The sequence below is a fragment of the Vibrio sp. 1S139 genome, from assembly GCF_041439475.1.
Lineage (GTDB): Bacteria > Pseudomonadota > Gammaproteobacteria > Enterobacterales > Vibrionaceae > Vibrio > Vibrio crassostreae_C.
Window position 1 is genome coordinate 1 of the sequence record NZ_JBGOOD010000027.1, and the last position, 24545, is coordinate 24545.

The 24545-nt window shown below is 44.9% G+C and carries 21 protein-coding genes; 7 read left to right on the forward strand and 14 right to left on the reverse strand.

The genetic code is table 11. From position 1 onward, the window contains the following. Nucleotides 1–133 precede the first annotated feature (133 nt). Together ACED46_RS10940 and znuA are read right to left on the reverse strand one after the other, a co-directional pair. Nucleotides 134–3496 (reverse strand): helix-turn-helix domain-containing protein, encoded by a 3363-nt coding sequence (locus ACED46_RS10940; RefSeq protein ID WP_371721453.1) that lies wholly within the window; start codon nucleotides 3494–3496, stop codon nucleotides 134–136. Between the two features lie 269 nt (nucleotides 3497–3765). Beyond that, nucleotides 3766–4656 carry a zinc ABC transporter substrate-binding protein ZnuA gene (gene znuA, locus ACED46_RS10945; protein WP_371721437.1) on the reverse strand — a complete coding sequence of 297 codons (891 nt, stop codon included), beginning with the start codon at nucleotides 4654–4656 and terminating at the stop codon, nucleotides 3766–3768. Nucleotides 4657–4739: 83 nt separating this feature from the next. Here znuA and znuC point away from each other — a divergent pair, with 83 nt between their 5' ends. Together znuC and znuB are read left to right on the forward strand one after the other, a co-directional pair. Further along, nucleotides 4740–5519, forward strand: a complete 780-nt coding sequence (znuC, locus tag ACED46_RS10950) for a zinc ABC transporter ATP-binding protein ZnuC (RefSeq protein WP_371721438.1) — start codon at nucleotides 4740–4742, stop codon at nucleotides 5517–5519. Beyond that, nucleotides 5519–6304, forward strand: coding sequence for a zinc ABC transporter permease subunit ZnuB (gene znuB / locus ACED46_RS10955; RefSeq protein WP_017061944.1), 786 nt, complete (start codon nucleotides 5519–5521; stop codon nucleotides 6302–6304). Before znuC ends, znuB begins: the two co-directional genes overlap by 1 nt. A 113-nt stretch (nucleotides 6305–6417) precedes the next feature. Here the strand turns inward: znuB and sucD are convergent, their stop codons facing one another. The 8 genes from sucD to sdhC form a co-directional block, all read right to left on the reverse strand. Continuing rightward, nucleotides 6418–7290, reverse strand: coding sequence for a succinate--CoA ligase subunit alpha (gene sucD / locus ACED46_RS10960; protein WP_017061945.1), 873 nt, complete (start codon nucleotides 7288–7290; stop codon nucleotides 6418–6420). Then, the gene (gene sucC / locus ACED46_RS10965; protein WP_010436793.1) at nucleotides 7290–8456 is read right to left on the reverse strand and encodes an ADP-forming succinate--CoA ligase subunit beta; all 1167 of its coding nucleotides are present in this window, start codon (nucleotides 8454–8456) and stop codon (nucleotides 7290–7292) included. Before sucC ends, sucD begins: the two co-directional genes overlap by 1 nt. A gap of 206 nt (nucleotides 8457–8662) precedes the next feature. Then, nucleotides 8663–9871, reverse strand: a complete 1209-nt coding sequence (gene odhB, locus ACED46_RS10970) for a 2-oxoglutarate dehydrogenase complex dihydrolipoyllysine-residue succinyltransferase (protein WP_371721439.1) — start codon at nucleotides 9869–9871, stop codon at nucleotides 8663–8665. Between the two features lie 21 nt (nucleotides 9872–9892). Next, complete coding sequence (gene sucA, locus ACED46_RS10975) at nucleotides 9893–12709, reverse strand: 2-oxoglutarate dehydrogenase E1 component (RefSeq protein WP_017061946.1); 2817 nt, start codon at nucleotides 12707–12709, stop codon at nucleotides 9893–9895. A 97-nt stretch (nucleotides 12710–12806) separates the two neighbouring features. Then, the gene (locus ACED46_RS10980) at nucleotides 12807–13520 is read right to left on the reverse strand and encodes a succinate dehydrogenase iron-sulfur subunit (RefSeq protein WP_010436773.1); all 714 of its coding nucleotides are present in this window, start codon (nucleotides 13518–13520) and stop codon (nucleotides 12807–12809) included. 12 nt (nucleotides 13521–13532) lie between these two features. After that, nucleotides 13533–15299: a succinate dehydrogenase flavoprotein subunit gene (gene sdhA, locus ACED46_RS10985; RefSeq protein WP_017061947.1), complete on the reverse strand. Its 1767-nt coding sequence runs from the start codon at nucleotides 15297–15299 to the stop codon at nucleotides 13533–13535. Continuing rightward, nucleotides 15300–15647 (reverse strand): succinate dehydrogenase, hydrophobic membrane anchor protein, encoded by a 348-nt coding sequence (gene sdhD / locus ACED46_RS10990; protein WP_371721440.1) that lies wholly within the window; start codon nucleotides 15645–15647, stop codon nucleotides 15300–15302. It abuts the gene before it with no gap. Then, nucleotides 15641–16033 (reverse strand): succinate dehydrogenase cytochrome b556 subunit, encoded by a 393-nt coding sequence (gene sdhC, locus ACED46_RS10995; RefSeq protein WP_017061948.1) that lies wholly within the window; start codon nucleotides 16031–16033, stop codon nucleotides 15641–15643. The genes sdhD and sdhC overlap by 7 nt, the downstream gene beginning before the upstream one ends. Before the next feature lie 417 nt (nucleotides 16034–16450). On the opposite strand from sdhC, the gene ACED46_RS11000 reads away from it, so the two are divergent. Beyond that, nucleotides 16451–17740: a citrate synthase gene (locus ACED46_RS11000; protein ID WP_017061949.1), complete on the forward strand. Its 1290-nt coding sequence runs from the start codon at nucleotides 16451–16453 to the stop codon at nucleotides 17738–17740. A gap of 248 nt (nucleotides 17741–17988) precedes the next feature. Here ACED46_RS11000 and ACED46_RS11005 read toward each other — a convergent pair whose 3' ends face one another. Continuing rightward, a complete protein-coding gene (locus tag ACED46_RS11005) occupies nucleotides 17989–18747 on the reverse strand; it encodes a Nif3-like dinuclear metal center hexameric protein (RefSeq protein WP_136973706.1) in 759 nt (252 codons plus the stop codon). A 115-nt stretch (nucleotides 18748–18862) separates the two neighbouring features. Between ACED46_RS11005 and ACED46_RS11010 the strand changes: the two genes are divergently transcribed. Next, complete coding sequence (locus tag ACED46_RS11010; protein WP_371721454.1) at nucleotides 18863–19621, forward strand: DUF1853 family protein; 759 nt, start codon at nucleotides 18863–18865, stop codon at nucleotides 19619–19621. A gap of 122 nt (nucleotides 19622–19743) precedes the next feature. Here ACED46_RS11010 and pgm read toward each other — a convergent pair whose 3' ends face one another. Both pgm and seqA read right to left on the reverse strand, forming a co-directional pair. Further along, nucleotides 19744–21390, reverse strand: coding sequence for a phosphoglucomutase (alpha-D-glucose-1,6-bisphosphate-dependent) (pgm, locus tag ACED46_RS11015; protein WP_371721441.1), 1647 nt, complete (start codon nucleotides 21388–21390; stop codon nucleotides 19744–19746). A 92-nt stretch (nucleotides 21391–21482) separates the two neighbouring features. Further along, nucleotides 21483–22022, reverse strand: coding sequence for a replication initiation negative regulator SeqA (gene seqA, locus ACED46_RS11020; RefSeq protein ID WP_017061953.1), 540 nt, complete (start codon nucleotides 22020–22022; stop codon nucleotides 21483–21485). 93 nt (nucleotides 22023–22115) lie between these two features. On the opposite strand from seqA, the gene ACED46_RS11025 reads away from it, so the two are divergent. From ACED46_RS11025 to fldA, 3 genes are all read left to right on the forward strand, one after another. Continuing rightward, nucleotides 22116–22877, forward strand: a complete 762-nt coding sequence (locus ACED46_RS11025; RefSeq protein WP_017061954.1) for an alpha/beta fold hydrolase — start codon at nucleotides 22116–22118, stop codon at nucleotides 22875–22877. A 108-nt stretch (nucleotides 22878–22985) separates the two neighbouring features. Beyond that, entirely contained in the window at nucleotides 22986–23204 is a 219-nt protein-coding gene (locus ACED46_RS11030; RefSeq protein WP_371721442.1) for a DUF2788 domain-containing protein, read from the forward strand. Nucleotides 23205–23262: 58 nt separating this feature from the next. Further along, nucleotides 23263–23796 (forward strand): flavodoxin FldA, encoded by a 534-nt coding sequence (gene fldA, locus ACED46_RS11035; RefSeq protein ID WP_010436745.1) that lies wholly within the window; start codon nucleotides 23263–23265, stop codon nucleotides 23794–23796. 96 nt (nucleotides 23797–23892) lie between these two features. On the opposite strand, the gene ACED46_RS11040 is transcribed toward fldA, so the two are convergent. Next, on the reverse strand, nucleotides 23893–24399 hold the full coding sequence (locus tag ACED46_RS11040) for a DUF4442 domain-containing protein (RefSeq protein WP_017061955.1): 507 nt from the start codon (nucleotides 24397–24399) through the stop codon (nucleotides 23893–23895). Between the last annotated feature and the right edge of the window lie 146 nt (nucleotides 24400–24545).

The following is a 24545-nucleotide window of genomic DNA, read 5'->3' on the forward strand; positions in this document are numbered from 1 at the left end:
CTCGTATCTCGTATCTCGTATCTCGTATCTCGTATCTCGTATCTCGTATCTCGTAGAAGCATAAAAAAGCCCCAACACGAATGTCGAGGCTAAAGTATCTTTATTTATGTTCTAGCTGAGTATCCGCTGCGTGCTACTCTTCGTTGTTTTCAGCAAACTTAGATGGTGACATGCCAAAGTGGTGCTTAAACCTTTGACTGAAATAGGAAGGGTCATTGAACCCCGAATCAAACGCCACATCAGAGATCTTCTCTCCAGCGAGTAAGCGCTCACACGCATGCTCTAGACGTACTTCATTCAAGTGCTCTTTGAAGGTCTTGTTGTAAGCCGATTTAAAGCGTCTCTGTAAGCTTCTCTCAGACATAAACAAATACTTAGCGGCAGTTGCAGTACTGAACTCGGCATCAGCGTAGTTTTCACTCACAAGCTGCGACACTCTGTTCTTCCACTCTTGTTCCGCTGTCAGTTTTTGTTGCTCTGGTGTTGAGGCGGCAAGCTTAATGGTTTCAATCTGTTCAATTGTGCTGGCTTCAAGATTGTCGAGTACTTGATACTCAATTGGCCACGAAAGCTGAACCTTATTTTGAGACTCCGAAACCAAGGCATTAAGCTCACCACCGCTCTGATTCATCAATAGCGGCAGCTTTTCGATGTTAAGGTCGGTCGACTTTCCGGTATTGTCACCCATGCTTGATGCCAGTTTAGGGAAAGGCATCCCATGATCTCGAATGGTCACAACAAGATGCTCCTTAACCTCTTCAACCAGAACCACCATACTCTGCGACTTAAAGTTTCTCTTGATGATGCTCGCAACCAAGCTATTGAAGATAATATCGAGATTAAAATACAGCAACGAGACATATCGTTGTTTTGTTTCGACTTTAATATCCAGTTCAATACCGGCTTTGGTTAAGTCATCCTGCCAAGCTTTGAGTACCACCTCTAAGATTAAAATTATATCGTAACAAACTTGCCCTTCTCCTTGAGGCGTATTACTCAATTGAGCTAAGCCATTTTTCAAGGTTAGAATCGGCGACTTCCCGAGCTCGTCATTCCAATTCGGGAGCATCGCAGCAATATGATTCACTTCAGAAGAGAGTTCATTGGCAGTGTGAGACACAAGCGCATTCTTCACGGATAGCTGCTTTTTAAGCTGTTGATTAGTGGCGAGTAATATCCGGCTTTGGTGCCTCAATTGGTCTGTCTTCAGTGCAACTTGCGCTTTTAAGTGCCGGTTGGCAAAAGTGACATAACGCGAACGCCAAAAGACTAAGATAGTCACAACGCCAATCAGTAATATCAGAGAGCTTGCTGCAGCCCAATTGGTCAGATACCAAGGCTCCGCAATCGAGAAGCTTTGATTGGTTGACACAAAGCGATAATGGGAGCCTTTAACCGGCTTCACTTCAAGTGTGTAATCCCCTGGAAGAAGATGATCGAGCGTTAACAAGCCCCCTTCAAACTCACTCCAAGGTTCATCGTCGCTCAGTCGGTATTCCATCGCAGGTGCGAACGTTGCTGGTAAGATACCTAGCTTAAACCCCATCGATGAACCATAAGGAATCTCATCCAGCTCTGCCGTTTTCCCGCCAAGTGATACCGTTTGTTGGTCGACACTTATCTTACTCAACAAGGCACGGCTATGAGGTGTAGTTGATACCAGTAACTCGTTAGATAACGCGCTGACTACACCATACTTTGAGCCGAAAACAAGCCTCGAAGGTTGGCTATCTTGACTGTAAAAAAGAGCACACGCTCCTGCCGCCAGTTCATTGGTGATCAAACCAAATGGCGAACCTATGTGTTTATGCAGTTGCCCATCCAATCCGTAATAACTGATGCCTTTCGAAGAGCCTAACCAAACACCATTGTCATCGCTTATCAGGCAGTTGGGGCTAATATTGTCTTCAACAAGAGTGATTTCTTGAATAATAGAGCTGTCATCCGGGATTCGATACACGCCATAACTGCTCGCAAACCACTGCGCTCCATCCTTCGCTTTTTCAATATCGACGACTTTGCCAAACCGTTCGCTGGAACGACTAAAGCTAATTCGTTTATCAATGAACGAGTAGAAGCCATGATCCGTTCCTATATAGATGCGACCTAGCAAGCCTACATTGAGAGCGGTGATCTTCGCAGGCAAGAACTTGTCGACTAACCAGTCAGTGCCATAACTCGTCAGTTTCATGGTTTCGATAGATAACGAATAGAGGTTTTGCCCAGAGGTCATCCAAAGAACGTTATCGGCTTGAAGCGCAAGGTTTTCAACACGCACTCCCTCAATTGGCCTTGGTAAATCAAGGGCTTCGGGTTGTAGTGTTTCCGTATTTAGACTGATGATACCTTGTTCGGTCGCCAACCAAATGGAAGAGCCAAAGATCTCAAAATCATTAACAGGGTTAGAGTAAACACGAATTGGGTTCTCTTCACTTTCAGAATCAACCAAGTAGAGCCCCATTGAAGACGCGACCCAAGATAACTGGTCACTGACAGGCAGTACTTTATTGATCACCACACTACTCGAATGCATGCCCATTCCAGTTAGGGGTGTTCTCGAGAAGGTTTTGCTGAACAGTGAGAAGTATCGGATACCGTTGTTTGTCGCAACCCACATACCACCAGCATGATCGTTTATCAACGAATATATTTTCTCACCCGGTAACGAGAAGTCTTGACTAGCGGCTTGTTCGAATCGAGTAATTTGTCCCGTAATAAAGTTGTAGCTAATAAGGCCGTGCTCTGTACCAATCCAATACTGGTCCGAAGTTTCGGCCAACGAGAGAACATGCGACCCTTTAACGATGGTCTCTTTGTCTGGGTTCGCGAGATCAACAATCACAGCACCATTTAAAGTACCGATCACTAACTCACGTCGAGCATTCGAAAAATAAACCGTCTCAATATGGTTTTTGTCTGATGCGGTGACATGGGTAAACTCTTGATTCTCTGAAAGGTAAACGCCAGAACTGGTCGCTAGCACCCACTTTGATAGTACCCACTCAGCGTCGTTAATCGCAATGTCACTGCTGTTATTGTATCGGTACAGTTTAAGTAGAGAGTAGGTGTTGAATTCTAAAGATTGAGTGTTGTAGGTATAGAAATTACTGCCGTCAGTAACCCAAATATAATCGCCTGATGCACCGATATTCGCTATTTCAGCGCCGGGACTTAGGCTAAACGCCAATTCGTTGCCAATTCCAGGGTTATGTCGATAGACCTCATTGCCGAAAAATGTCCAAAACTCATCGTTCAGAAAGGCGACTCTTTCCGAAGAAAATTGCAGTAAGCTTCCCTTGCGAGGGAATAGAGTTCGACCATCGTAAAAGAGTACTTTTCCATGCACATCATGAACCCAGAGCCCACCTCCGGCACCTAAATACAAGTTTTTAGCCGCAAGGAAATTCCCTTGCGCTTGAGCGGGCAAAGGATAGAAAACGGAGGGCGAGGTATTTACCGCTAGAACGCTAAATGAAATGCTCATTAACATGAACATTTTGAAGATAATTCGATACAACTCTTAATCCTGAACAGCAACAACACATGAAATTTTGGGTACCACAACGTCTTATCGTTGCTAAACCAAAAACTGAGTTTTTTTGTGCTTATTATTATCTTTCCATTTTAGCGGAAATTAGAAAAGGAGAAAGGAGGTTTGTTATTTGTTAGGAGGTTTTATCTTAGCGGTCACGAAAATGCCGCAAAAAGCGGCATGATTCATAAATTAACGAGAGCAAAGTAGAGTAAAGAATACTCGTTTATGACTTACTTCTCGTCTAAGCAACTTGTATAGCTATCTGTAAGTTGCTGAAGAAAATCGAAATAGCTTCCACTCTTCACTTCAACTGTTGAACCGATAGGGTCAAGCTGACCTTGTTTTGCGTTACTTCCGCGCGTCACTGATTCAATCACAGCAGGAGTGAATTGAGGCTCAGAAAACACACATTGAACGTTTTCACGTACTATCGTTTTCTTAATAGCGATCAGGCTTTTTGCACCCGGCTTACGCTCTGGGCTCACCGTAAAGTGACCTAAGTTATTTAGCTCAAACTCTTGCTCAAAGTAACCATACGCGTCATGAAAAACGTAGTAACCTTTGTCTTTCACGGGTGCAAGTTGCTCTCGAATAGACTGTTGCTTCTCTTTCAATGCAATCAGGAATGAATCGAGATTCTCTTGGTACGCCATTGCGTTGTCTGGGTCAGTTTCAATTAGCTTGTCTGAGATGTATTTCGCGGCAACTTCAACCTGATCGATCCCCAACCAAAAATGCGGGTCATGGCAGCCGTGGTGGTGGCCTTCGTGTGCATCATGGTCATGCTCTTCGTGTCCATAAGCGCGTAAGTTGATGCCAGGGATTTTAGCGATTTCGATAACGTTATCGTTCGACTCAATCACCTTGGTCAGGAACGCTTCTAAGTCTGGACCAAACCAAACAACCATATCTGCACTATGAACTTTTTTGACATCTGATGGTTTGAGCGCATAATCGTGCGGCGAAGCATTGCTGTTCATCAACACTTCCGGTTCACTAACACCTTGCGTTAGTTCTGTCACAATCATTTGAATTGGTTTGAAGCTTGTTAGAATAGTATTGGCACTTGCAACACTTGGCGCTAAAAGCAAAGTAGCAAGTATAAAAGATGAACGTGACATAATCCCTCGATAATAGAAAAGTAGCTTAGGCTTGAGGTAAATGTTACATTATAACATTAGCGAATTGCAAATGAGTTCTATTCATGGATAACTTAATCCAACTAGATTCTGTGAGCGTCGAATTTGACGGTCGAAAAGTTCTAGACAACATCTCTCTAAATTTAGAGCGCGGCAGAATCACCACCCTGATTGGGCCAAACGGTGCAGGAAAGTCGACATTAGTAAAAGTGGTACTGGGTTTACAGACCAAATTTTCAGGCACAATAACAAAAGCTAAAAAACTGAAAATTGGCTATGTACCACAAAAATTAAAGCTCAATGATTCCCTACCGCTCAACGTAGAGCGTTTTCTAAAACTCACTGGCAATTTCAGTCAGCAAGAGATCCTTGAAGCATTGAAGCTTGTTGGTGCTGAACATCTGCAGAAGAGTAACATGCACCAGCTATCTGGCGGAGAAAACCAACGTGTGCTCATTGCTCGTTCATTGCTAAGAAGACCAGATCTACTGGTTCTCGATGAACCGGCTCAAGGCGTCGACGTTCAAGGGCAAATAGACCTGTATGACTTGATTGACACCATTCGCCACCGCTTTGGTTGTGCCGTATTTATGGTTTCACACGATCTGCATTTAGTGATGGCAAAAACAGACGATGTTATCTGTTTACACCACCACATCTGTTGCTCAGGCGCACCTGCAGACATCAAACACCATCCTTCGTATATTGCGCTCTTTGGCACCGCGCCCCAAGAGACGCTAGCGTTTTATCATCACCAACACGAACATCACCATCATGATCTCGCAGGCCAGCCTGTCGAAGGCGACGTGCATGAATGTTCAAACCATAAACACGGACACCACTAATGCTTGAGTTTCTTCTTCCCTCTATTTTGGCGGGTTTGGGTATTGCACTAATTGCAGGCCCACTAGGTTCATTCGTGGTGTGGCGTAAGATGGCTTACTTTGGTGACACGCTTGCTCACGCTTCTTTGATGGGCTTAGCACTTGGCTTTCTGTTCAACATTAACTTGTATTTCGCGCTGCTGATTTGTTGTTTGATGCTGGCCGTGTTGCTAGTGACTTTACAAAAACAAAAGCTGGTCGCGACCGATACCCTACTCGGTATTTTGGCGCACAGTGCGCTATCACTTGGTTTGGTTGCTGTAAGTTTCTTAGATAACGTTCGTGTTGACCTAATGAGCTACCTATTTGGTGACTTGCTGGCAGTATCTCCAACGGATTTAGTGTTCATCTATGCGGGTGCTGCTGTGATTGGATTAGTACTTGCTATCTTTTGGCGACCACTACTATCAACGACGGTTAACGAAGATCTCGCGGCGGTTGATGGCATCAACATAGATTTAATGCGTCTGATTCTGATGCTATTGGTCGGTATCGTGATTGCTGTCGGTATGAAGTTTGTTGGTGCGTTAATCATGACATCGCTACTGATTATTCCTGCAGCAACGGCAAGGAAGTTCTCGAGCACACCTGAGCAGATGGCCTTCCTTGCATCAATTATTGGCTCTATCGCTGTATTCGGTGGATTAAGCTTGTCTTGGTTCTATGATACGCCTGCTGGCCCGTCTGTGGTTATCAGTGCGGCAGCAATGTTTATGCTATCTCAAATGGTTAGAAGTCGAGCTTAGCACTTAGCAGTACGATCTCGTATCTCGAAAACATAAAAAAAGCTTGGTCAGTGACCAAGCCTTTTTAATATCGTTTCAATTAACTTCTATCTCAATCGATAAAAGCCAGCTGATTACCAACCCGTGATTTCACGTAGGCCTTTACCGATGTCAGCAAGAGACTTAACAGTCTTAACGCCTGCTGCTTCTAGTGCTGCGAATTTATCTTCAGCAGTACCTTTACCGCCAGAGATGATTGCGCCTGCGTGGCCCATACGTTTGCCCGGAGGAGCAGTAACACCAGCGATGTAAGATACAACTGGCTTAGTTACGTTTGCTTTGATGAAATCAGCCGCTTCTTCTTCCGCAGTACCACCGATTTCACCAATCATTACGATTGCTTCAGTTTCTGGGTCTTCTTGGAAAAGTTTCAAGATATCAATGAAGTTTGAACCTGGGATAGGGTCACCACCGATACCAACACATGTAGACTGACCAAAGCCTTCATCTGTTGTTTGCTTAACTGCTTCGTATGTCAGAGTACCGCTGCGAGATACGATACCTACTTTACCCTTCTTGTGGATGTGACCAGGCATGATACCAATCTTACACTCGTCTGGAGTGATAAGACCTGGACAGTTAGGACCGATCATGCGAACGCCAGTTTCTTCTAGCTTCACTTTAACGTCGATCATATCTGTTGTAGGGATACCTTCAGTGATCGTTACGATCAGTTCGATACCTGCATCAATCGCTTCTAGGATTGCATCTTTACAGAAAGGAGCTGGTACGTAGATAACTGTTGCTGTTGCGCCAGTTACTTCTACCGCTTCACGTACTGTGTTGAATACTGGAAGGCCTAGGTGAGTTTGACCACCTTTACCAGGTGAAACACCACCAACCATTTGCGTACCGTATGCGATAGCTTGGTCTGAGTGGAATGTACCTTGACCGCCAGTGAAACCCTGACAGATTACTTTAGTGTCTTTGTTAATTAATACAGACATTATTTAGCCTCCGCAGCAGCAACAACTTTCTGAGCAGCATCTGTTAGAGATTCAGCTGCAATGATATCAACATCAGAATTAGCAAGTACTTCGCGACCTAGGTCTGCGTTTGTACCTTCTAGACGAACAACTACAGGAACTGTTACGCCGACTTCTTTAACTGCACCGATAATACCTTCAGCGATCATGTCACAACGAACGATGCCACCGAAAATGTTTACGAGTACTGCTTTAACATTGTCATCAGAAAGGATGATCTTGAATGCTTCAGCTACACGTTCTTTTGTCGCGCCGCCGCCTACATCAAGGAAGTTTGCTGGCTTGCCGCCGTGTAGGTTTACGATATCCATCGTACCCATCGCAAGGCCTGCACCGTTAACCATACAGCCAACGTTACCATCTAGTGCTACGTAGTTCAGTTCCCACTGTGCTGCGTGTGCTTCGCGCTCATCTTCTTGAGATGGATCGTGCATTTCACGTAGTTTAGGCTGACGGTACATCGCGTTTGAGTCGATGTTGATCTTGCCGTCTAGACAAAGCAGGTTGCCTTCGCCAGTAATTACAAGCGGGTTGATTTCTAGTAGAGCTAGGTCGTACTGAGAGAACATTTGTCCAAGACCCATGAAGATCTTAACGAACTGTTTGATTTGATCGCCAACTAGACCAAGTTTGAACGCCAGTTCACGGCCTTGGTAAGCTTGAGGGCCTACTAGAGGATCGATCGCTGATTGGTGAATCAACTCTGGAGTTTCTTCAGCGATTTTCTCAATGTCCACACCGCCTTCAGTTGACGCCATGAATACAATTTTACGCGTTGCGCGGTCAACAACAGCACCTAGGTAAAGTTCGTTAGCAATGTTTGATGCTTCTTCAACTAGGATCTTAGTTACAGGCTGACCATTAGCGTCTGTTTGGTAAGTCACTAGGTTTTTACCTAGCCACTTTTGTGCAAACTCTTTAACGCCTTCTTTGGTGTCATGTAGCTCTACGCCGCCCGCTTTACCGCGGCCACCAGCGTGTACTTGACACTTAACGACTTTCTTGGCTGTACTGATACGACCTGCAGCTTCGAAAGCTTCTTGTGCAGTATCACATGCGAAACCTTCTGGTACAGGCAAACCGAATTCTGCAAACAGCTGTTTGGCTTGGTATTCATGCAAATTCATTTTGATATTCCGTTTATTTTCCCTTAAGGGATTATTATTTCCATAACGACACAGTTTCCTGTGTTACGTCTGTAGGGTCTTCTCAAAACAACTGCTGTCCATTTTCTAATGGCTTTACAGTTCAATTGAAGGCCAGACGTTGAGCAGCCTAGCCTTTGAAACTTTTTACGTCTAGCTAACGGGGTTAACTAGACGTTTTAGCGATACTAAACGTCTAATAGCAGACGTGCAGGATCTTCTAGAAGCTCTTTGATGGCCACTAGGAAGCCAACTGATTCACGGCCATCGATTAGACGGTGGTCGTAAGAAAGCGCTAGGTACATCATTGGTAGAATCTCTACCTTGCCATCAACAGCCATTGGACGGTCTTGGATTTTGTGCATACCCAAAATTGCCGCTTGAGGCGGGTTGATGATTGGCGTAGACATTAGAGAACCAAATACACCACCGTTTGTGATAGTGAAGTTGCCGCCCATCAGTTCATCAACCGTTAGCTTGCCGTCACGACCTTTGATTGCTAGCTCTTTGATGCCTTTTTCGATATCAGCGAAACCTAGTGTGTCACAGTCTTTGAGTACTGGAGTCACTAGACCACGTGGCGTAGATACCGCCATGCTGATGTCGAAGTAGTTGTGGTAAACGATATCTGTACCATCAATAGAAGCGTTCACTTCTGGGAAACGCTTCAGTGCTTCTGTTACTGCTTTCACGTAGAAAGACATGAAGCCAAGACGCGTATCGTGACGTTTCTCGAATTGGTCTTTGTACTGCTTACGAAGGTCCATGATTGGCTTCATGTTCACTTCGTTGAAAGTAGTCAGCATTGCTGTGCTGTTTTTCGCTTCTAGAAGACGGTTTGCAACTGTCTTACGCAGGCGAGTCATAGGCACGCGTTTTTGGCTGCGAGCCGCTGCTGGCGCTTCAACTGCTGGTGCAGATGCTGCTGCCGGAGCCGCTTTCGCTGCTGCTAGGTGTGCGTCGATGTCTTCACGAGTAATACGACCACCAACACCAGTGCCTTTAACGTCAGCTGGTTGTAGGTTGTGCTCAGCAAGCAGGCGACGAACAGCTGGGCTTAGCGCGTCGTTGTTCTCTTCTGTTAGCGCAGCTTTATGGCGCTTATCAGGAGATGCTTCTGTATCTTCAGTGGTGTCTTTCGTTGGTTCACCAGCGACAGCACCCGGCTTGATTTTAGCCAGAAGCTGCTTAGAAAGTACCGTAGCACCCTCTTCTTCGATGATAGCTTCCAGAACACCCGCTTCAGGAGCCGGTACTTCTAGAACTACTTTATCTGTTTCGATATCTACAATGACTTCATCACGTGCAACCGCTTCGCCCGGTTTTTTGTGCCAAGTAGCAACTGTTGCATCAGCCACAGATTCAGGTAAATCTGGAACCAGAATTTCAATTGTCATGTGCGTATTTTCCTTTTACTTCTAGTTCTTAAGTAGGGTCAAAGCGTCGTCAACTAACGCTTTTTGTTGTTTCAAGTGTACTGACATATAGCCAACAGCTGGTGATGCTGATGCAGGACGACCTGCGTATTGAATATCAGCACCTACTGGGATAGCAGCTCGGAAATTATGTTGGCTACTGTACCAAGCGCCTTGGTTTTGTGGCTCTTCTTGACACCAAACGTAATCGACTACATTTGTGTATTGTGCGATGGCAGCTCTCACATCCTCATAAGGGAACGGGTAAAGTTGCTCAATACGTACAATAGCGACATCGTCTTGCTCGTTCTTACGTCTTTGGTCAAGCAGGTCAAAGTAAACCTTACCTGAACAGAACACGACGCGTTTTACGTTCTCAGGCGCCAGGTCATCAATTTCTGCGATAGCTGGTTGGAACGTGCCTTCTGCCAAATCTTCAAGAGAAGAAGTACACAGAGGGTGACGAAGCAATGACTTAGGTGACATTACAATCAGTGGACGACGCATTGGTCGAACAACCTGACGGCGAATCATGTGGTAAACCTGAGCTGGTGTTGAAGGAACAACAACCTGCATGTTTTGTTCAGCACATAACTGAAGGTAACGCTCAAGACGTGCAGAAGAGTGCTCCGGGCCTTGGCCTTCATAACCGTGAGGAAGCAGCATAGTTAGACCACATAGACGTGCCCACTTTTGCTCACCTGATGAAATGAATTGGTCGATAACAACTTGTGCACCGTTTGCGAAGTCACCAAATTGAGCTTCCCAAAGGGTTAGACCGCTTGGCTCTGCTGTCGCGTAACCATACTCAAATGCGAGTACCGCTTCTTCAGATAACACAGAGTCAAACACTTGGAATGGCCCTTGTTTATCATGAATGTTCGCAAGAGGAACATACGTGCTTGCATCTGATTGATTGTGCAGTACTGAGTGACGGTGGAAGAACGTACCACGACCTGAATCTTGCCCTGAGATACGAATACGCTTACCGTCGTCAACAAGTGTTGCGTATGCCAGAGTTTCAGCCATACCCCAATCGACTTGTTTCTCACCATTCACCATGGCAGTACGATCGTTGTACAGTTTATTTACTCGGCTTTGCAGCTTGTGGCTGTCCGGGTATTGACAAAGTTTGGTACCAAGCTCTTTCAGGCGCTCGATATCAATCTTGTTATCCCACTCGATGTTCCAGTCGTGACCTAGGTAAGGAGACCAGTCTACTGAGTGAAGTGCCATTGGACGCCACTCTTTAACCACAACTTCACCGTGATCAAGTGCATCACGATATTCGTTAACTAGCTGAGTTGCTGTATCAATACCAAACTCACCGCGCTCCATTAGCACGTCAGCGTAAAGCTTACGTGGTGTTGGGTGCTTCTTGATTTTTTGGTACATCAAAGGCTGTGTTGCATTCGGCTCATCGGCTTCATTGTGACCGTGGCGACGGTAACAAACCAAATCAATAACAACATCACGCTTAAACGTATTACGGTAATCCAATGCAAGACGCGCAACAAACGCAACCGCTTCTGGATCATCAGAGTTAACGTGGAAAATCGGAGCCTGAACCATCTTCGCGATATCGGTACAGTACATCGTAGAGCGTGTATCGCGAGGGTTAGACGTTGTAAAACCAACTTGGTTGTTTACAACGATACGAACCGTACCACCTACACAGAAACCACGAGCTTGAGACATGTTAAACGTCTCTTGTACTACACCCTGACCAGCGATAGCTGAGTCACCGTGGATAGTAATTGGAAGTACACGGCTACCATCATTATCACCAAGGCGATCTTGACGTGCACGTACTGAACCGATAACTACCGGGTTTACGATTTCTAAGTGAGATGGGTTAAATGCTAGTGCTAAGTGAACGTTGCCGCCTGGCGTTGCGAAGTCCGCAGAGAAGCCTTGGTGGTATTTCACATCACCAGTACCCCACGTGTCATCGTGCTTGCCCGCAAACTCGTCAAACAGGTCTTGTGGCTTTTTACCAAGCACGTTGACCAACATGTTTAGACGACCACGGTGAGCCATACCAACAACAACTTCACGCATGCCTTGTCCGCCAGCATGACGAATAATTTCTTTCGTCATTGGGATAAGAGCATCACCACCTTCCAACGAGAAGCGTTTTGCTCCTGGGAATTTCGCACCAAGATAGCGCTCAAGACCTTCAGCAGCAGTTAGCTCTTCTAGGAAAGCTTGCTTTTCTTCTTTGTTGAAAGAGGGTTGACCAGATACAGACTCTAAACGTTGTTGGATCCAACGCTTTTGCTCTGTATTTGTCATGTGCATGTATTCAGCACCAATAGAGCCGCAATACGTTTGCTTTAGAGATTTGTAGAGATCTTTAAGCACCATCGTCTCTTGGCCAATGGCGTAAGAGCCGACGTTGAACGTCTCATTGAGGTCATCTTCGGTAAGAGTGTGGAAAGAAGGGTCCAGTTCATCAACTGTCGCTCTTTTCCATAAACCTAGGGGGTCTAGATTTGCTGCTTGATGCCCTCGGAATCGATAGGCATTAATAAGTTGCAGAACCTTTACTTGTTTCGCATCGACATCTGGATCACTAACTTGGACACTGTAATGCTTTGTTTCTTGAGCGAGTCGACGGAAGTATTCACGAACACGAGAGTGTGGTTGTTCCACTGTCTCTGAAGCTTGCACAGGCAGTTCTTCAAAAACACTTCTCCATTCGTCACTTACCGAATCTGGGTCACTTAGATACAGTTCATAGAGTTCTTCTACGTACGTTGCATTGGCGCCAGCCAAGTGTGAAGACTCGAGCCATGCCTTCATCACGCCGTTGTGCATATTTTCCCTTAACCAGTAGTTTTCACGTTTGCTGCGGTCTATGCCGAGCTATTAAAAGGCCGCCCCAAAACTTCTAGGGCGGCAATTTTTATATAACTTAAACCGAACGATTCACTAGCATGGTCTTGATGTGACCAATAGCTTTCGTCGGATTTAATCCCTTAGGACAAACACTTACACAATTCATGATGCCATGGCAACGAAAAACGCTAAATGCATCATCAAGATCGGACAAACGTTCGTCTGTCGCTGTATCTCGGCTATCAATTAGCCAACGGTACGCTGCAAGCAGGCCTGCTGGTCCGATGAATTTGTCAGGGTTCCACCAGAATGATGGGCATGACGTTGTACAACATGCACACATGATACATTCGTACAATCCATCTAAATGAGCACGCTCATCAGGGCTTTGTAAGTTTTCACGAGCCGGTGGCACATTGCCATCAGACACTAAGAATGGCTTCACTTTTTCGTAGTTATCGTAGAACTGAGTCATGTCTACAATCAGGTCACGAACAACGGGTAAGCCAGGCAGTGGGCGAATCACAATCTTGTCTTGGCCCGAAAGCGCAGACAATGGCGTGATACACGCTAGGCCATTTTTACCGTTCATGTTCAAACCATCCGAGCCACATACACCTTCACGGCATGAGCGACGGAATGAGATTGTTGGATCTTGCTCTTTCAACAGAATAAGCGCATCCAAAAGCATCATGTCTGAACCTTCATCCACTTCTAGAGTGTATTCCTTCATATAAGGTTTCTGGTCGACATCTGGATTGTAACGATATAAAGAGAAATTCAGTTTCATGGTCATATCTCCTTAGTACGTACGTGCTTTTGGTGGGAACGCTTCACGATGGATAGGTTCCATGTTTACACCACGCTTAGTCATGCTCTCTGACTCTGGGTTGTAAAGTGAGTGGCATAGCCATTGCTCATCATCACGGTCAGGGAAATCGAATCGAGCGTGTGCGCCACGGCTCTCTGTACGGAAATTTGCAGCAACAGCCGTTGCGAATGCCGTTTCCATCAAGTTTTCAAGCTCTAGACACTCGATACGTTGAGTGTTGAACTCTGTAGACTTATCAGATAGGTGTGCATTTTTCAGACGCTCGCGAATCGCTTTTAGCTCTTCTAGGCCTTCAGCCATTGCTTTGCCTTCACGGAATACTGAGAAGTTGTTCTGCATACATTGCTGAAGATCTTTACGGATTTGCGCTGGATCTTCGCCGTCTGTGCTGTTTTCCCAACGGTTGTAACGCTCTAGTGAACGCTCAATGTCAGCTTCAGTTGCAGGTTTCGCTTCGTCTTGCTTCTTCAGTGTCTCACCTAGGTGTAGACCTGTCGCACGACCAAATACCACTAAATCAAGCAGTGAGTTACCACCTAGACGGTTGGCACCATGTACTGATACTGATGCGATTTCACCACAAGCAAAGAGACCTTGGATTTCAACATCGTTGCCGTCTTCGGTTTGCTTAATAGCTTGACCAGAAACTTGTGTTGGAACACCACCCATCATGTAGTGACATGTCGGGATTACTGGGATTGGCTCTTTCACTGGATCAACGTGAGCAAAGGTACGAGAAAGTTCACATACACCAGGAAGACGAGATTCAAGTGTCTCTTTACCTAGATGATCAAGCTTAAGCTTGATGTGTGGACCCCAAGGGCCATCGCAACCGCGACCTTCACGAATTTCAACCATCATTGAACGAGCAACAACATCACGACCCGCTAAGTCTTTAGCGTTTGGTGCGTAACGTTCCATGAAGCGTTCGCCGTCTTTATTGAGAAGGTAACCACCTTCACCACGACAACCTTCCGTTACCAATACACCTGCACCAGCGATACCCGTCGGGTGGAACTGCCACATTTCGATGTCTTGCATAGGAACGCCAGCACGAATCGCCATACCAACACCGTCACCAGTGTTAATGTGTGCATTGGTTGTTGATGCGTAGATACGACCAGCACCACCAGTCGCAAGGATTGTTGCCTTCGCTTTGAAGTAGCAAACCTCGCCCGTTTCCATACAAAGCGCGGTAGTACCTAAAATTGCACCATCTTCGTTTTTAACAAGATCCAGTGCATACCACTCAGAGAAAACCGTCGTTTTGTGTTTAATGTTTTGTTGGTAAAGCGTATGAAGCAGTGCGTGACCAGTACGGTCGGCTGCAGCTGCGGTACGAGCCGCTTGCTCACCACCAAAGTTTTTAGATTGACCACCGAAAGGACGCTGGTAAATAGTACCGTTCTCAAAACGAGAGAAAGGCAGGCCCATTTTTTCGAGTTCGATTACCGACTCAGGACCGTTTTTACACATGTATTCGATAGCGTCTTGGTCACCGATGTAATCAGAACCTTTTACTGTGTCATACATATGTTGTTCCCAATGGTCTTCATGCGCGTTACCAAGAGCAACAGTGATGCCGCCTTGCGCTGAAACCGTATGAGAACGAGTAGGGAAAACTTTAGAAAGCAATGCACAAGAAAGGCCTTGCTCAGAAATTTGCAGTGCGGCACGCATACCTGCACCACCAGCGCCGATCACTACGGCATCAAACTCACGAACAGGAATAGTCACTTACGCACCCCACAAAATAAACAGACCAGAGAAGAAATATCCAAGAAGAACTGCAACAACACCGACTTGAAGACCAACACGCAGTTTTGCGCATTTGATGTAGTCAGTTAGTACTTGCCATAGGCCGATCCACGCGTGAACCAAAACAGAAGTAAGCGCTAACATGGTGAAGACTTTAGTGAAGGTTCCACCAAAGAATTGCGTCCAAGATGCGTAAGAGATATAACCAGAGAAAGCACAAAAGCTAACTAGGTAGATAGTGTAAAGCGTCATAATGATGGCAGTAGCACGAATCAATAGATAATCGTGGACACCATTACGACCAAAAGTAGAAACGTTGTTTACCATACTAAGATCCCCGCTAGTAGAGACAATACCGCTGTTGCTGCGAATGCAACCTTAGCGCTCTTAGCGCCAGATTCCAGCTCTTCAAAGTGACCAAGGTCCATAAGAAGGTGACGAATACCACCAGCAATGTGGTAAGCCAAAGCGGTTAAAATGCCCCACAGAATAAACTTCACGAAGAAACCATCGACAATGTCGCTAGCTTCGGCAAAGCCTACTGGGGATGAGAGGGAAATGGATAGTAACCAAAGCAGAATTCCAATCGCGACAAAAGTTATCACCCCAGACACACGGTGTAGGATGGAAGCTATTGCTGTGATTGGAAAGTGGATGGTCTGTAAATCTAAATTAACAGGTCTTGTCTTTCTTTCTTTCACGGGCTTGCTCACTCAGCTCCATTGAGCATTATGGTCATTAAATAACCTTATGATATTGTTATGGACAAAATTTGATTGTAAACCTTCAAAATTTAACATTAACTTAACAAATAACTGAAGTTGAGCCTTAGATAATTGTAAAACAATTGTTAACTGCTCGATTAAGAAAGACACCTCACATTTCTTCTTAGCCTTGCTTTTATAAGGTTTTAACCAAACTTTTCAGCGTCACTATACGACTGGCAACATTCTAATACAATTGATGTAACAAATAATGCTACACAGACCAGATTTTTAACGAATTTAATGTAAAAAACACTAACAAGTGCACACAAAGCTTCAGAAAAATTGACTTTCCCACGTAAGACCAGTAAAAAAATGGCACATAAACATCCTGGACGGATTAAATAATAAACAAAGGAGATTGTTATGGCGGATAAGAAAGCTACCCTTCACATTGAAGGTCAAGCGCCAATCGAGCTGCCGATTACAGAAGGTGTACTTGGTACTCCAGTGATCGATGTTCGTACACTAGGTTCTAATGGTTTTTTCACTTTTGACCCTGGTTTTCTTGCCACTGCATCCTGTGAGTCTCAAATCACTTTTATTGACGGTGGAAAAGGCATTCTTTTACATCGTGGTTATCCAATCGACCAACTTGCCAATAACGCTGATTACTTAGAAGTATGTTACATACTTCTTTACGGTGAAGCCCCATCTCGAGCTGAGTACGAAAAGTTCAAGACTACCGTGACACGTCACACTATGGTGCACGAGCAAATCGCTAGTTTCTTCCACGGCTTCCGTCGTGACGCTCACCCTATGGCTGTAATGTGTGGTGTTGTAGGCGCTCTAGCGGCGTTCTACCACGACTCACTTGATGTCAACAACGATACACACCGTGAAATTGCGGCATACCGCCTGATTTCAAAAATGCCAACACTGGCTGCAATGTGTTACAAATATTCAATCGGTCAGCCGTTTATCTACCCACGTAACGACCTAGGCTACGCAGAAAACTTCTTACACATGATGTTTGCAAACCCATGTGAAGAGTATGAAGTGAACCCTATCGTTGCTCGTGCAATGGATAAGATTTTCACTCTACATGCTGACCACGAACAGAACGCTTCTACGTCTACAGTGCGTCTTGCTGGTTCATCTGGTGCTAACCCGTTTGCGTGTATCGCAGCAGGTATCGCATCACTTTGGGGCCCAGCTCACGGCGGTGCAAACGAAGCTTGTCTGCGCATGCTTGAAGAGATCGGTAGCGTAGATAACATTGAAGAATACGTTGCGAAAGCAAAAGACAAAGATGACCCATTCCGTTTGATGGGCTTCGGTCACCGTGTTTACAAGAACTACGACCCACGTGCAACAGTAATGCGCGAAGCGTGTCACGAAGTGCTTAAAGAGCTAAACATCCAAGATCCACTACTAGACGTAGCGATGGAACTTGAGCGTATCGCTCTTTCTGATGAGTACTTTGTTTCTAAGAAGCTATACCCGAACGTAGATTTCTACTCAGGTATCATTCTGAAAGCAATCGGTATTCCAGTATCTATGTTTACAGTAATCTTCGCGATGTCTCGTACCATCGGTTGGATTGCTCACTGGAACGAAATGCACAGCGATCCGACGAACCGTATCGGTCGTCCTCGTCAGCTATATACTGGTGAAGAACAACGTGACTTTAAAGCACTTCACGAACGTGAATAGTTGCTATAAATCATAATGTTAAAAGGGGTTGATGTGAGAACATCAACCCCTTTTCTTTTGTACGCTCTCAACCCCGTCATCCTCAAGAATGCGAAGTGAACGAATAAAATAATATCGTCATCCCCAAGAACGAGGGACGAATGAGTTGGGGATCTCCTTAAGCGAGCAGATAAACTATACAGGTTACCTGCTCAATTCTAGAGAACGACGCATACACTCGACTCGTACCCCTTATCTCGCATCTGCTCTTAAACTGGGTTATCGATATCGATAAACTCAACATCCAAGCAGTGCTCTTTTGCTAACCACTCACCTAGTGCCTTCACGCCGTAGCGTTCTGTCGCATGGTGACCTGCAGCAAAATAATGGATGTCTTGCTCGCGGGCCGAGTAAGTTGTGCGCTCAGAAATTTCACCAGAGATAAATGCGTCGATACCTTGAGAGGCTGCAAGTTCAATGTAATCTTGACCGCCGCCAGTACACCAACCTACCGTTTCAATCATTTTATCTGCGTTTTCAGGAGCAATATGTAGCGGCTTACGATTCAGTACTTGATCAATTTTTGCCGCAAACTCAGCACCGGTCATCGGTGTCTTTAATCTACCAAACATAGCAACCGATTGTGGGTGCCCTTCCAAGCCACCTTCTACTTCAATATCAAGCAGTTCAGCGAGTTTGGCGTTGTTACCAAGTTCAGGATGGATATCGAGAGGTAAGTGATAACCCAAAAGGTTAATGTCATTCTTTATCAGAGTGCGAATGCGTTTGCCCTTCATGCCACGAATTGCCTCTGACTCACCTTTCCAAAAGAAACCGTGATGAACCAACAAAGCGTCTGCGTTCAGTTCTACCGCTTTATCAATCAAGGCTTGAGAAGCTGTTACACCAGTAACGATTCGCTTCACTTCTGTCGCGCCTTCAACTTGAAGACCATTAGGACAGTAATCTTTAATCTGCTGTGGCTGCAGTTTTTCGTTAAGTAGCTTTTCTAATTGTAAGTTAATCATTTTTCTTTCCAGCTTACCTTCATAATAACGTCGTTATATCAATTTACGGGTAGAATGTCGAAAGCCCTTCCACTCTGTTTCTAGAGAACAGATGCCTGAAGTTTACGAGGAACCGATGACTGAACTGCAACGCTTTTATCAATGGGTGATTAGCTCACCACCGCTACTAGAAATCAAGCCGCCCATTTCTGATCTCAGTGTATTCTCAAACCACCAAGCACTCGACGAGTCGCATACTTATGATGGAAACCCTAGATTAGGCTTCCTCTACCAACACTTATGTGAACAAGTCATCATGACTTCGGATAATTATTCAATCAAGTACGATGAGATTCAGATTAATGTTGAGGGACGAACACTTGGCGCAATCGACTTTATCCTGGAAGACACGAGCAGGCAAAAATTAGAACACTGGGAAGTGGCAATTAAGTTCTACCTACTTCATGAGCAAACATGGTTTGGTCCCAATTCTCACGACCAATTGGACAAGAAGCTCGATAGGATGCTCTGCCATCAACTTGGTATGTCCTCTTCAAGCGCTTTTATTGATCAGTATCCAGCTATCGATGTCGACTCAAAACACCTTTTGATGCAAGGTCGTCTATATACCAACCCTTTCTTAGAGCAAAACATACCGACAAAATGCTTGGGCTATGACATTAACCCAAGCCAAGTAAACGGCTTTTGGTGCTATCAAGATCAGGCTCATTTAATCAGTGAACCACTGTATCCACTCACCAAAGAGCAATGGGCAGCAGGGACGGATGATTTCAGCAGTCAGCCGATCACCGAGTTCGGTGATCGCTTCGTCCATGGGCAAACAAAGTCGGGGCAATTCTGGTTTGTGATGCCACAAAGTTGGCCACACGGTTAGTCGTCTGAGCTAACTCAGTTACCTTTTCCCGCTTATACGTAACTAACACAAACAAAAAGGGTTGATGCTTTCACATCAACCCTTCTTCTATTTACTTAGCAACTCTAGTAATCGAGATTCGATTATAGGCCAGCGGCTGCAAATACTTGGTTAACAATCTCTTGAGCTTCTGCTTCGATTGCTTTCAGGTGCTCTTCACCCTTAAAGCTTTCACAGTAGATCTTGTAGATGTCTTCAGTGCCTGATGGACGTGCAGCAAACCAGCCGTTCTCAGTTGTCACTTTCAAGCCACCAATCGCAGCACCGTTACCTGGAGCGTGTGTTAAGCGTGCAGTAATTGCATCACCAGCCAACGTCTCAGCAGAAACCATCTCTGGAGATAGTTTCTTCAGCACGTCTTTCTGTGCACCATTTGCTACCGCTTGAATACGGTTGTACTTAGATTCACCGTGTTTAGCGGCAAGTTCTTCGTAGTATTCTTGTGGGTTCTTACCTGTCACTGCTGTGATCTCAGCCGCAAGCAAGCAAAGAATCAGGCCGTCTTTATCTGTTGACCAAGGCGTACCGTCTTTACGTAGGAAAGAAGCACCTGCGCTCTCTTCGCCACCAAAACCAAACTGGCCGTTGTATAAGCCATCAACGAACCATTTGAAACCAACTGGCACTTCACAAAGTTCGCGACCTAAGTCAGAAACTACGCGATCGATTAATGCACTTGATACTAGTGTCTTACCAACAGCAACGTCTTTACCCCAACCTTCACGGTTACGGTATAGGTAATCAATACAAACCGCTAAGAAGTGGTTTGGATTCATCAAACCTTTAGGTGTCACGATACCGTGGCGATCGTAATCTGGGTCGTTACCAAATGCTAGAGTGTACTCGTCTTTAAGCGCCAGTAAGCCTGCCATTGCGTATGGAGAAGAACAGTCCATACGAACTACGCCATCTTTATCTAGAGACATGAATTGGAATGAAGGGTCAACCGCTTCACTTACCAGAGTAAGAGCTAGATTGTACGCTTTACCAATTTGACGCCAGTAATCAATACCGCTGCCACCCAGTGGATCAACACCAATCTTGATGTTTGCTTTCTGGATCGCTTCCATATCCACGACGTTAACCAAATCAGCGACGTATGGCGCGACTAGGTCAACTTCTTTTACTAGCTCAGACTGTTTAGCCTGTGCGATAGGCGTACGCTTAACACCTTGCATTTGCTCAGCAATGATCACGTTCGCACGGTCTTCAATCGCTTGAGTCAGTTCAGCTTCAGCTGGGCCACCGTGTGTCGGGTTGTATTTAATACCGCCGTCTTGAGGTGGGTTATGTGAAGGCGTGATAACAATGCCGTCGGCTTTTTTGTCATTCACTAGGTTGTGCGTAAGAATCGCGTGCGAGATACCAGGTGTTGGAGTAAAGCCGTTGTTTTCTTGAATAATAACTTCAACACCGTTCGCTACAAGCACTTCGATAACCGTAGAGAACGCAGGCTCAGATAGAGCGTGAGTATCTTTACCTAAGAAAAGAGGGCCAGTTGTACCTTGCTCGGCACGAACTTCAGCAACCGCTTGTGCAATTGCTAGAATGTGGTTTTCGTTAAATGTTGATTTGTCTGCTGTACCGCGGTGACCTGAAGTACCGAAAAGTACTTTATGATCTGGGTTCGTAGCATCCGGTTGCTGTAAGAAATAGTTAGCAACTAAAGCCGGGATATTATGAAGATCTTCCTGCTGAGCTTTCTGCCCAGCACGAGGGTGCATAGCCATTTTTCGACATCCTTATATATAAAATTTTAAAACAAAAAAACCTCATAATATCTTCTTATCCATGGATATTATGAGGTTTAAATCAGATTTCGTTAAATTGAACCTGTTACTTTTTCTATCAATTCTGCTTGGAAATTCATGCGGCTCATAAGCTGCTCAACCATCTGTCTTTTTCGGCTTGTATTGTTATTAGTAATAACCCAAAAAGGACTTTGTGGAATAGCTTTAGGCTTAGTCGTGTTGCCGTTTGCTAGCAACGTCGCTTCGTTATCTGCAAAGTAAACGCGCTTACGGCCTTTTACTTGAGTTGCTTCTGAAAAGCTTAAAGGGTCGATTTTATGCAGTGTTGATAACACAAGCATGAAACGATCAATGGCTTTCTTTAGTGATGCAAACTCATCTGATATTAGTAGTGAGCGCATTTCTTTAACGCCATCGAACTTCTCTGGAGTAAAGCCTACCTCTTTGCTAACAACGATACCTTTTGGCTCAACGATCTCTTCGATCGGAGCCATGCCTTGGCTATCAACCTGTAACAAGCGGCGCAGAATATCTGAAGCGCTTTCGCCAATACGTTCTGTCTGACCCGCAATAAAACGGTATAGGTCCTCATCAACCTCAATTGTTTTCATTCGCTTTTCACAATCTCAATGTTTAAACTCTGGGGGATTATAGCGAGATCCGCGCGGATACTCTACGTCAAACCCACCATGAATAAGATAAAAATGTCAGTACAGCTCAACTATAAAATTGAAGGTGAGGGTCACACCATTGTTTTGATCCATGGATTATTCGGTAATCTGGACAACCTTGGCTTGCTCGCTAGGGATCTAAAAGCCGATCATCAGGTACTTAGTATCGATCTCCGCAACCACGGTCAATCCTTCCATAGTGACACTCATAACTATCAAGCGATGGCACAAGACGTGGCTCAACTGCTGCATGATCTTAAGTCAGAAGACGTCACTGTGATTGGTCACTCGATGGGTGGCAAAGTAGCGATGGCACTGACACAACATCTTGCGCTGCATAAATTGATTGTCTTGGATATGGCTCCGGTCGCGTACACTCAGAGTCGCCACGACAACGTATTCGCAGGCCTGCAAGCCGTGATAGAAGAAGAGCCGACTTCACGCTCAGATGCACTCAAGGTTCTCGCAAAACATATCGAGATCGATGGCGTTCGCCAGTTTTTAACCAAATCTTTGTTCAAAACAGAGCAAGGCATCATGGAATGGCGCTTCAATGTTGCTTCGTTATTGAGCAACTACCCACATATTATTGGTTGGGAACCGATCGAGAAAACCTCGGTCAAAACCTTGCTCATTAAAGGTGGGGATTCAGATTACCTCACCGCAGAACATCAAGCAGCCGTTCAGCAGCAATTTTCTAACGCAAAAGCGCATGTCATTGCCAACACAGGTCACTGGCTGCATGCTGAAAAACCAGCAGAAGTACTTAGAGCAATTAGAAAATTCATCGCTTAACTGCGCTTTTTCGTGCAGATAAATGAGAGCTGTGTAATTACTGCAGATTAACTTTATCTCACAACAGTGATATAGTGCGCCCAAGCAAAATTGGTATATAAGGTTCCCATGCTTTACGACTACATGAACATCATCGAATCTGTTGGTTTAGATCTCCTGTTTGCCGCGATTTTCTTTTTAATCGGTATGGCAATTAAGGACGTTCTCAAGCAGGGAAATGTTCCTCCATTTGGTCGTCGCATCGTATGGTCAGTACTTTTCCTTGGCTGTGCGGGTTTTATCGCCAAAGGGATAATCCAACTAAGCTGGGAAGGAACTGGGATCTAACGATTCTCTTCCGAACTTTATTACACCGACAACAGACAAAATGAAAGGTAATGATTCTATGGCAAGTGTAGGTCTCTTCTTTGGTAGCGATACAGGTAACACTGAAGCTGTTGCTAAGATGATTCAAAAGCAATTGAGCAAACAGCTCGTTCACGTTCAAGACATTGCAAAAAGCAGCAAAGAAGATATCGATAACTTCGATCTACTGCTGCTTGGTATCCCTACGTGGTACTACGGCGAAGCACAATGTGATTGGGATGACTTTTTCCCAGAGCTAGAAGCTATTGATTTCTCAACTAAGCTTGTTGCTATCTTTGGTTGTGGCGACCAAGAAGATTACGCAGAATACTTCTGTGATGCTATGGGTACTATCCGTGACATCGTTGAAGCGAAAGGCGGTACTATCCTAGGTCACACATCAACTGAAGGCTACGAATTCGAAGCATCGAAAGGTTTAGTTGAAGGCGATGACAGCCAATTCGTTGGTCTATGTATCGATGAAGACCGTCAACCTGAGCTAACTGATGAGCGCGTATCTAACTGGGTTAAACAAATCCACGAAGAGATGTGCCTAGCAGAGCTAGAAGACTAATTCTCTAGTGGTTGTTAATTGTTACAGTTAATAACCATTATGTAGATATGAAAAAACCTCCTTATAGGAGGTTTTTTGCTATTTAAAATCTATTAATTAGCACTCAGCCTCTAATGCTTCATCATCATCTCTAAATTGCGGCTTCTTTCTTACATAGAGGGTGCGTTGAATTTCTGAAACCACATTACCCTGCTTATCTTTCACGTGAATAATAAATTCGGGGAAACACTTTTCACCGAGTTGCGTCTGACGATAGATATCGTCAAGCTGCCCTTGCCTTATCTCAAAATCTGCATACAAGTCCGATTGCCCCGGCTTGATGAAGTTAATGCTCGCTTCTTTATCCCAAACATAATATCGTTCACCTAAAATTCCCATTAACATCAATGAGTAAACGGGATCGGTAAGAGAAAAGATACTGCCGCCATATTGAGTACGATTGGCGTTCTTATTCCACCAGCGTAGCTTAAGTACTGTCTTAACAACCCTAAAGTCAGTGCTAATGTGGGCTATTCGAATACCCGCTCCCCAAAAGGGAGGCCAAATATTAAGAGCAAATTTTACAATGTTGGGTTTATATATTTTTGCGAGTTGCTTATTCATAACAACATTCCATGTTCATATCAGAAACACCGTCACCTTGACTGGTCGTACCTCCACTATAAGTGAGATACTTCCAATTTACAAAACAGATTGTGATGTCAGTAAGTAACCCTTTGAAGTTCGTGGTTTATTGTTATGCCTGACTA

Coding starts and splice junctions, on each gene's coding strand:
- ACED46_RS10940 (WP_371721453.1), bottom strand. CDS start 3,496: ATGTTCATGTTAATGAGCATTTCATTTAGCGTTCTAGCGGTAAATACC.
- znuA (WP_371721437.1), bottom strand. CDS start 4,656: ATGTCACGTTCATCTTTTATACTTGCTACTTTGCTTTTAGCGCCAAGT.
- znuC (WP_371721438.1), top strand. CDS start 4,740: ATGGATAACTTAATCCAACTAGATTCTGTGAGCGTCGAATTTGACGGT.
- znuB (WP_017061944.1), top strand. CDS start 5,519: ATGCTTGAGTTTCTTCTTCCCTCTATTTTGGCGGGTTTGGGTATTGCA.
- sucD (WP_017061945.1), bottom strand. CDS start 7,290: ATGTCTGTATTAATTAACAAAGACACTAAAGTAATCTGTCAGGGTTTC.
- sucC (WP_010436793.1), bottom strand. CDS start 8,456: ATGAATTTGCATGAATACCAAGCCAAACAGCTGTTTGCAGAATTCGGT.
- odhB (WP_371721439.1), bottom strand. CDS start 9,871: ATGACAATTGAAATTCTGGTTCCAGATTTACCTGAATCTGTGGCTGAT.
- sucA (WP_017061946.1), bottom strand. CDS start 12,709: ATGCACAACGGCGTGATGAAGGCATGGCTCGAGTCTTCACACTTGGCT.
- ACED46_RS10980 (WP_010436773.1), bottom strand. CDS start 13,520: ATGAAACTGAATTTCTCTTTATATCGTTACAATCCAGATGTCGACCAG.
- sdhD (WP_371721440.1), bottom strand. CDS start 15,647: ATGGTAAACAACGTTTCTACTTTTGGTCGTAATGGTGTCCACGATTAT.
- ACED46_RS11000 (WP_017061949.1), top strand. CDS start 16,451: ATGGCGGATAAGAAAGCTACCCTTCACATTGAAGGTCAAGCGCCAATC.
- ACED46_RS11005 (WP_136973706.1), bottom strand. CDS start 18,747: ATGATTAACTTACAATTAGAAAAGCTACTTAACGAAAAACTGCAGCCA.
- ACED46_RS11010 (WP_371721454.1), top strand. CDS start 18,863: ATGACTGAACTGCAACGCTTTTATCAATGGGTGATTAGCTCACCACCG.
- pgm (WP_371721441.1), bottom strand. CDS start 21,390: ATGGCTATGCACCCTCGTGCTGGGCAGAAAGCTCAGCAGGAAGATCTT.
- seqA (WP_017061953.1), bottom strand. CDS start 22,022: ATGAAAACAATTGAGGTTGATGAGGACCTATACCGTTTTATTGCGGGT.
- ACED46_RS11025 (WP_017061954.1), top strand. CDS start 22,116: ATGTCAGTACAGCTCAACTATAAAATTGAAGGTGAGGGTCACACCATT.
- ACED46_RS11030 (WP_371721442.1), top strand. CDS start 22,986: ATGCTTTACGACTACATGAACATCATCGAATCTGTTGGTTTAGATCTC.
- fldA (WP_010436745.1), top strand. CDS start 23,263: ATGGCAAGTGTAGGTCTCTTCTTTGGTAGCGATACAGGTAACACTGAA.
- ACED46_RS11040 (WP_017061955.1), bottom strand. CDS start 24,399: ATGAATAAGCAACTCGCAAAAATATATAAACCCAACATTGTAAAATTT.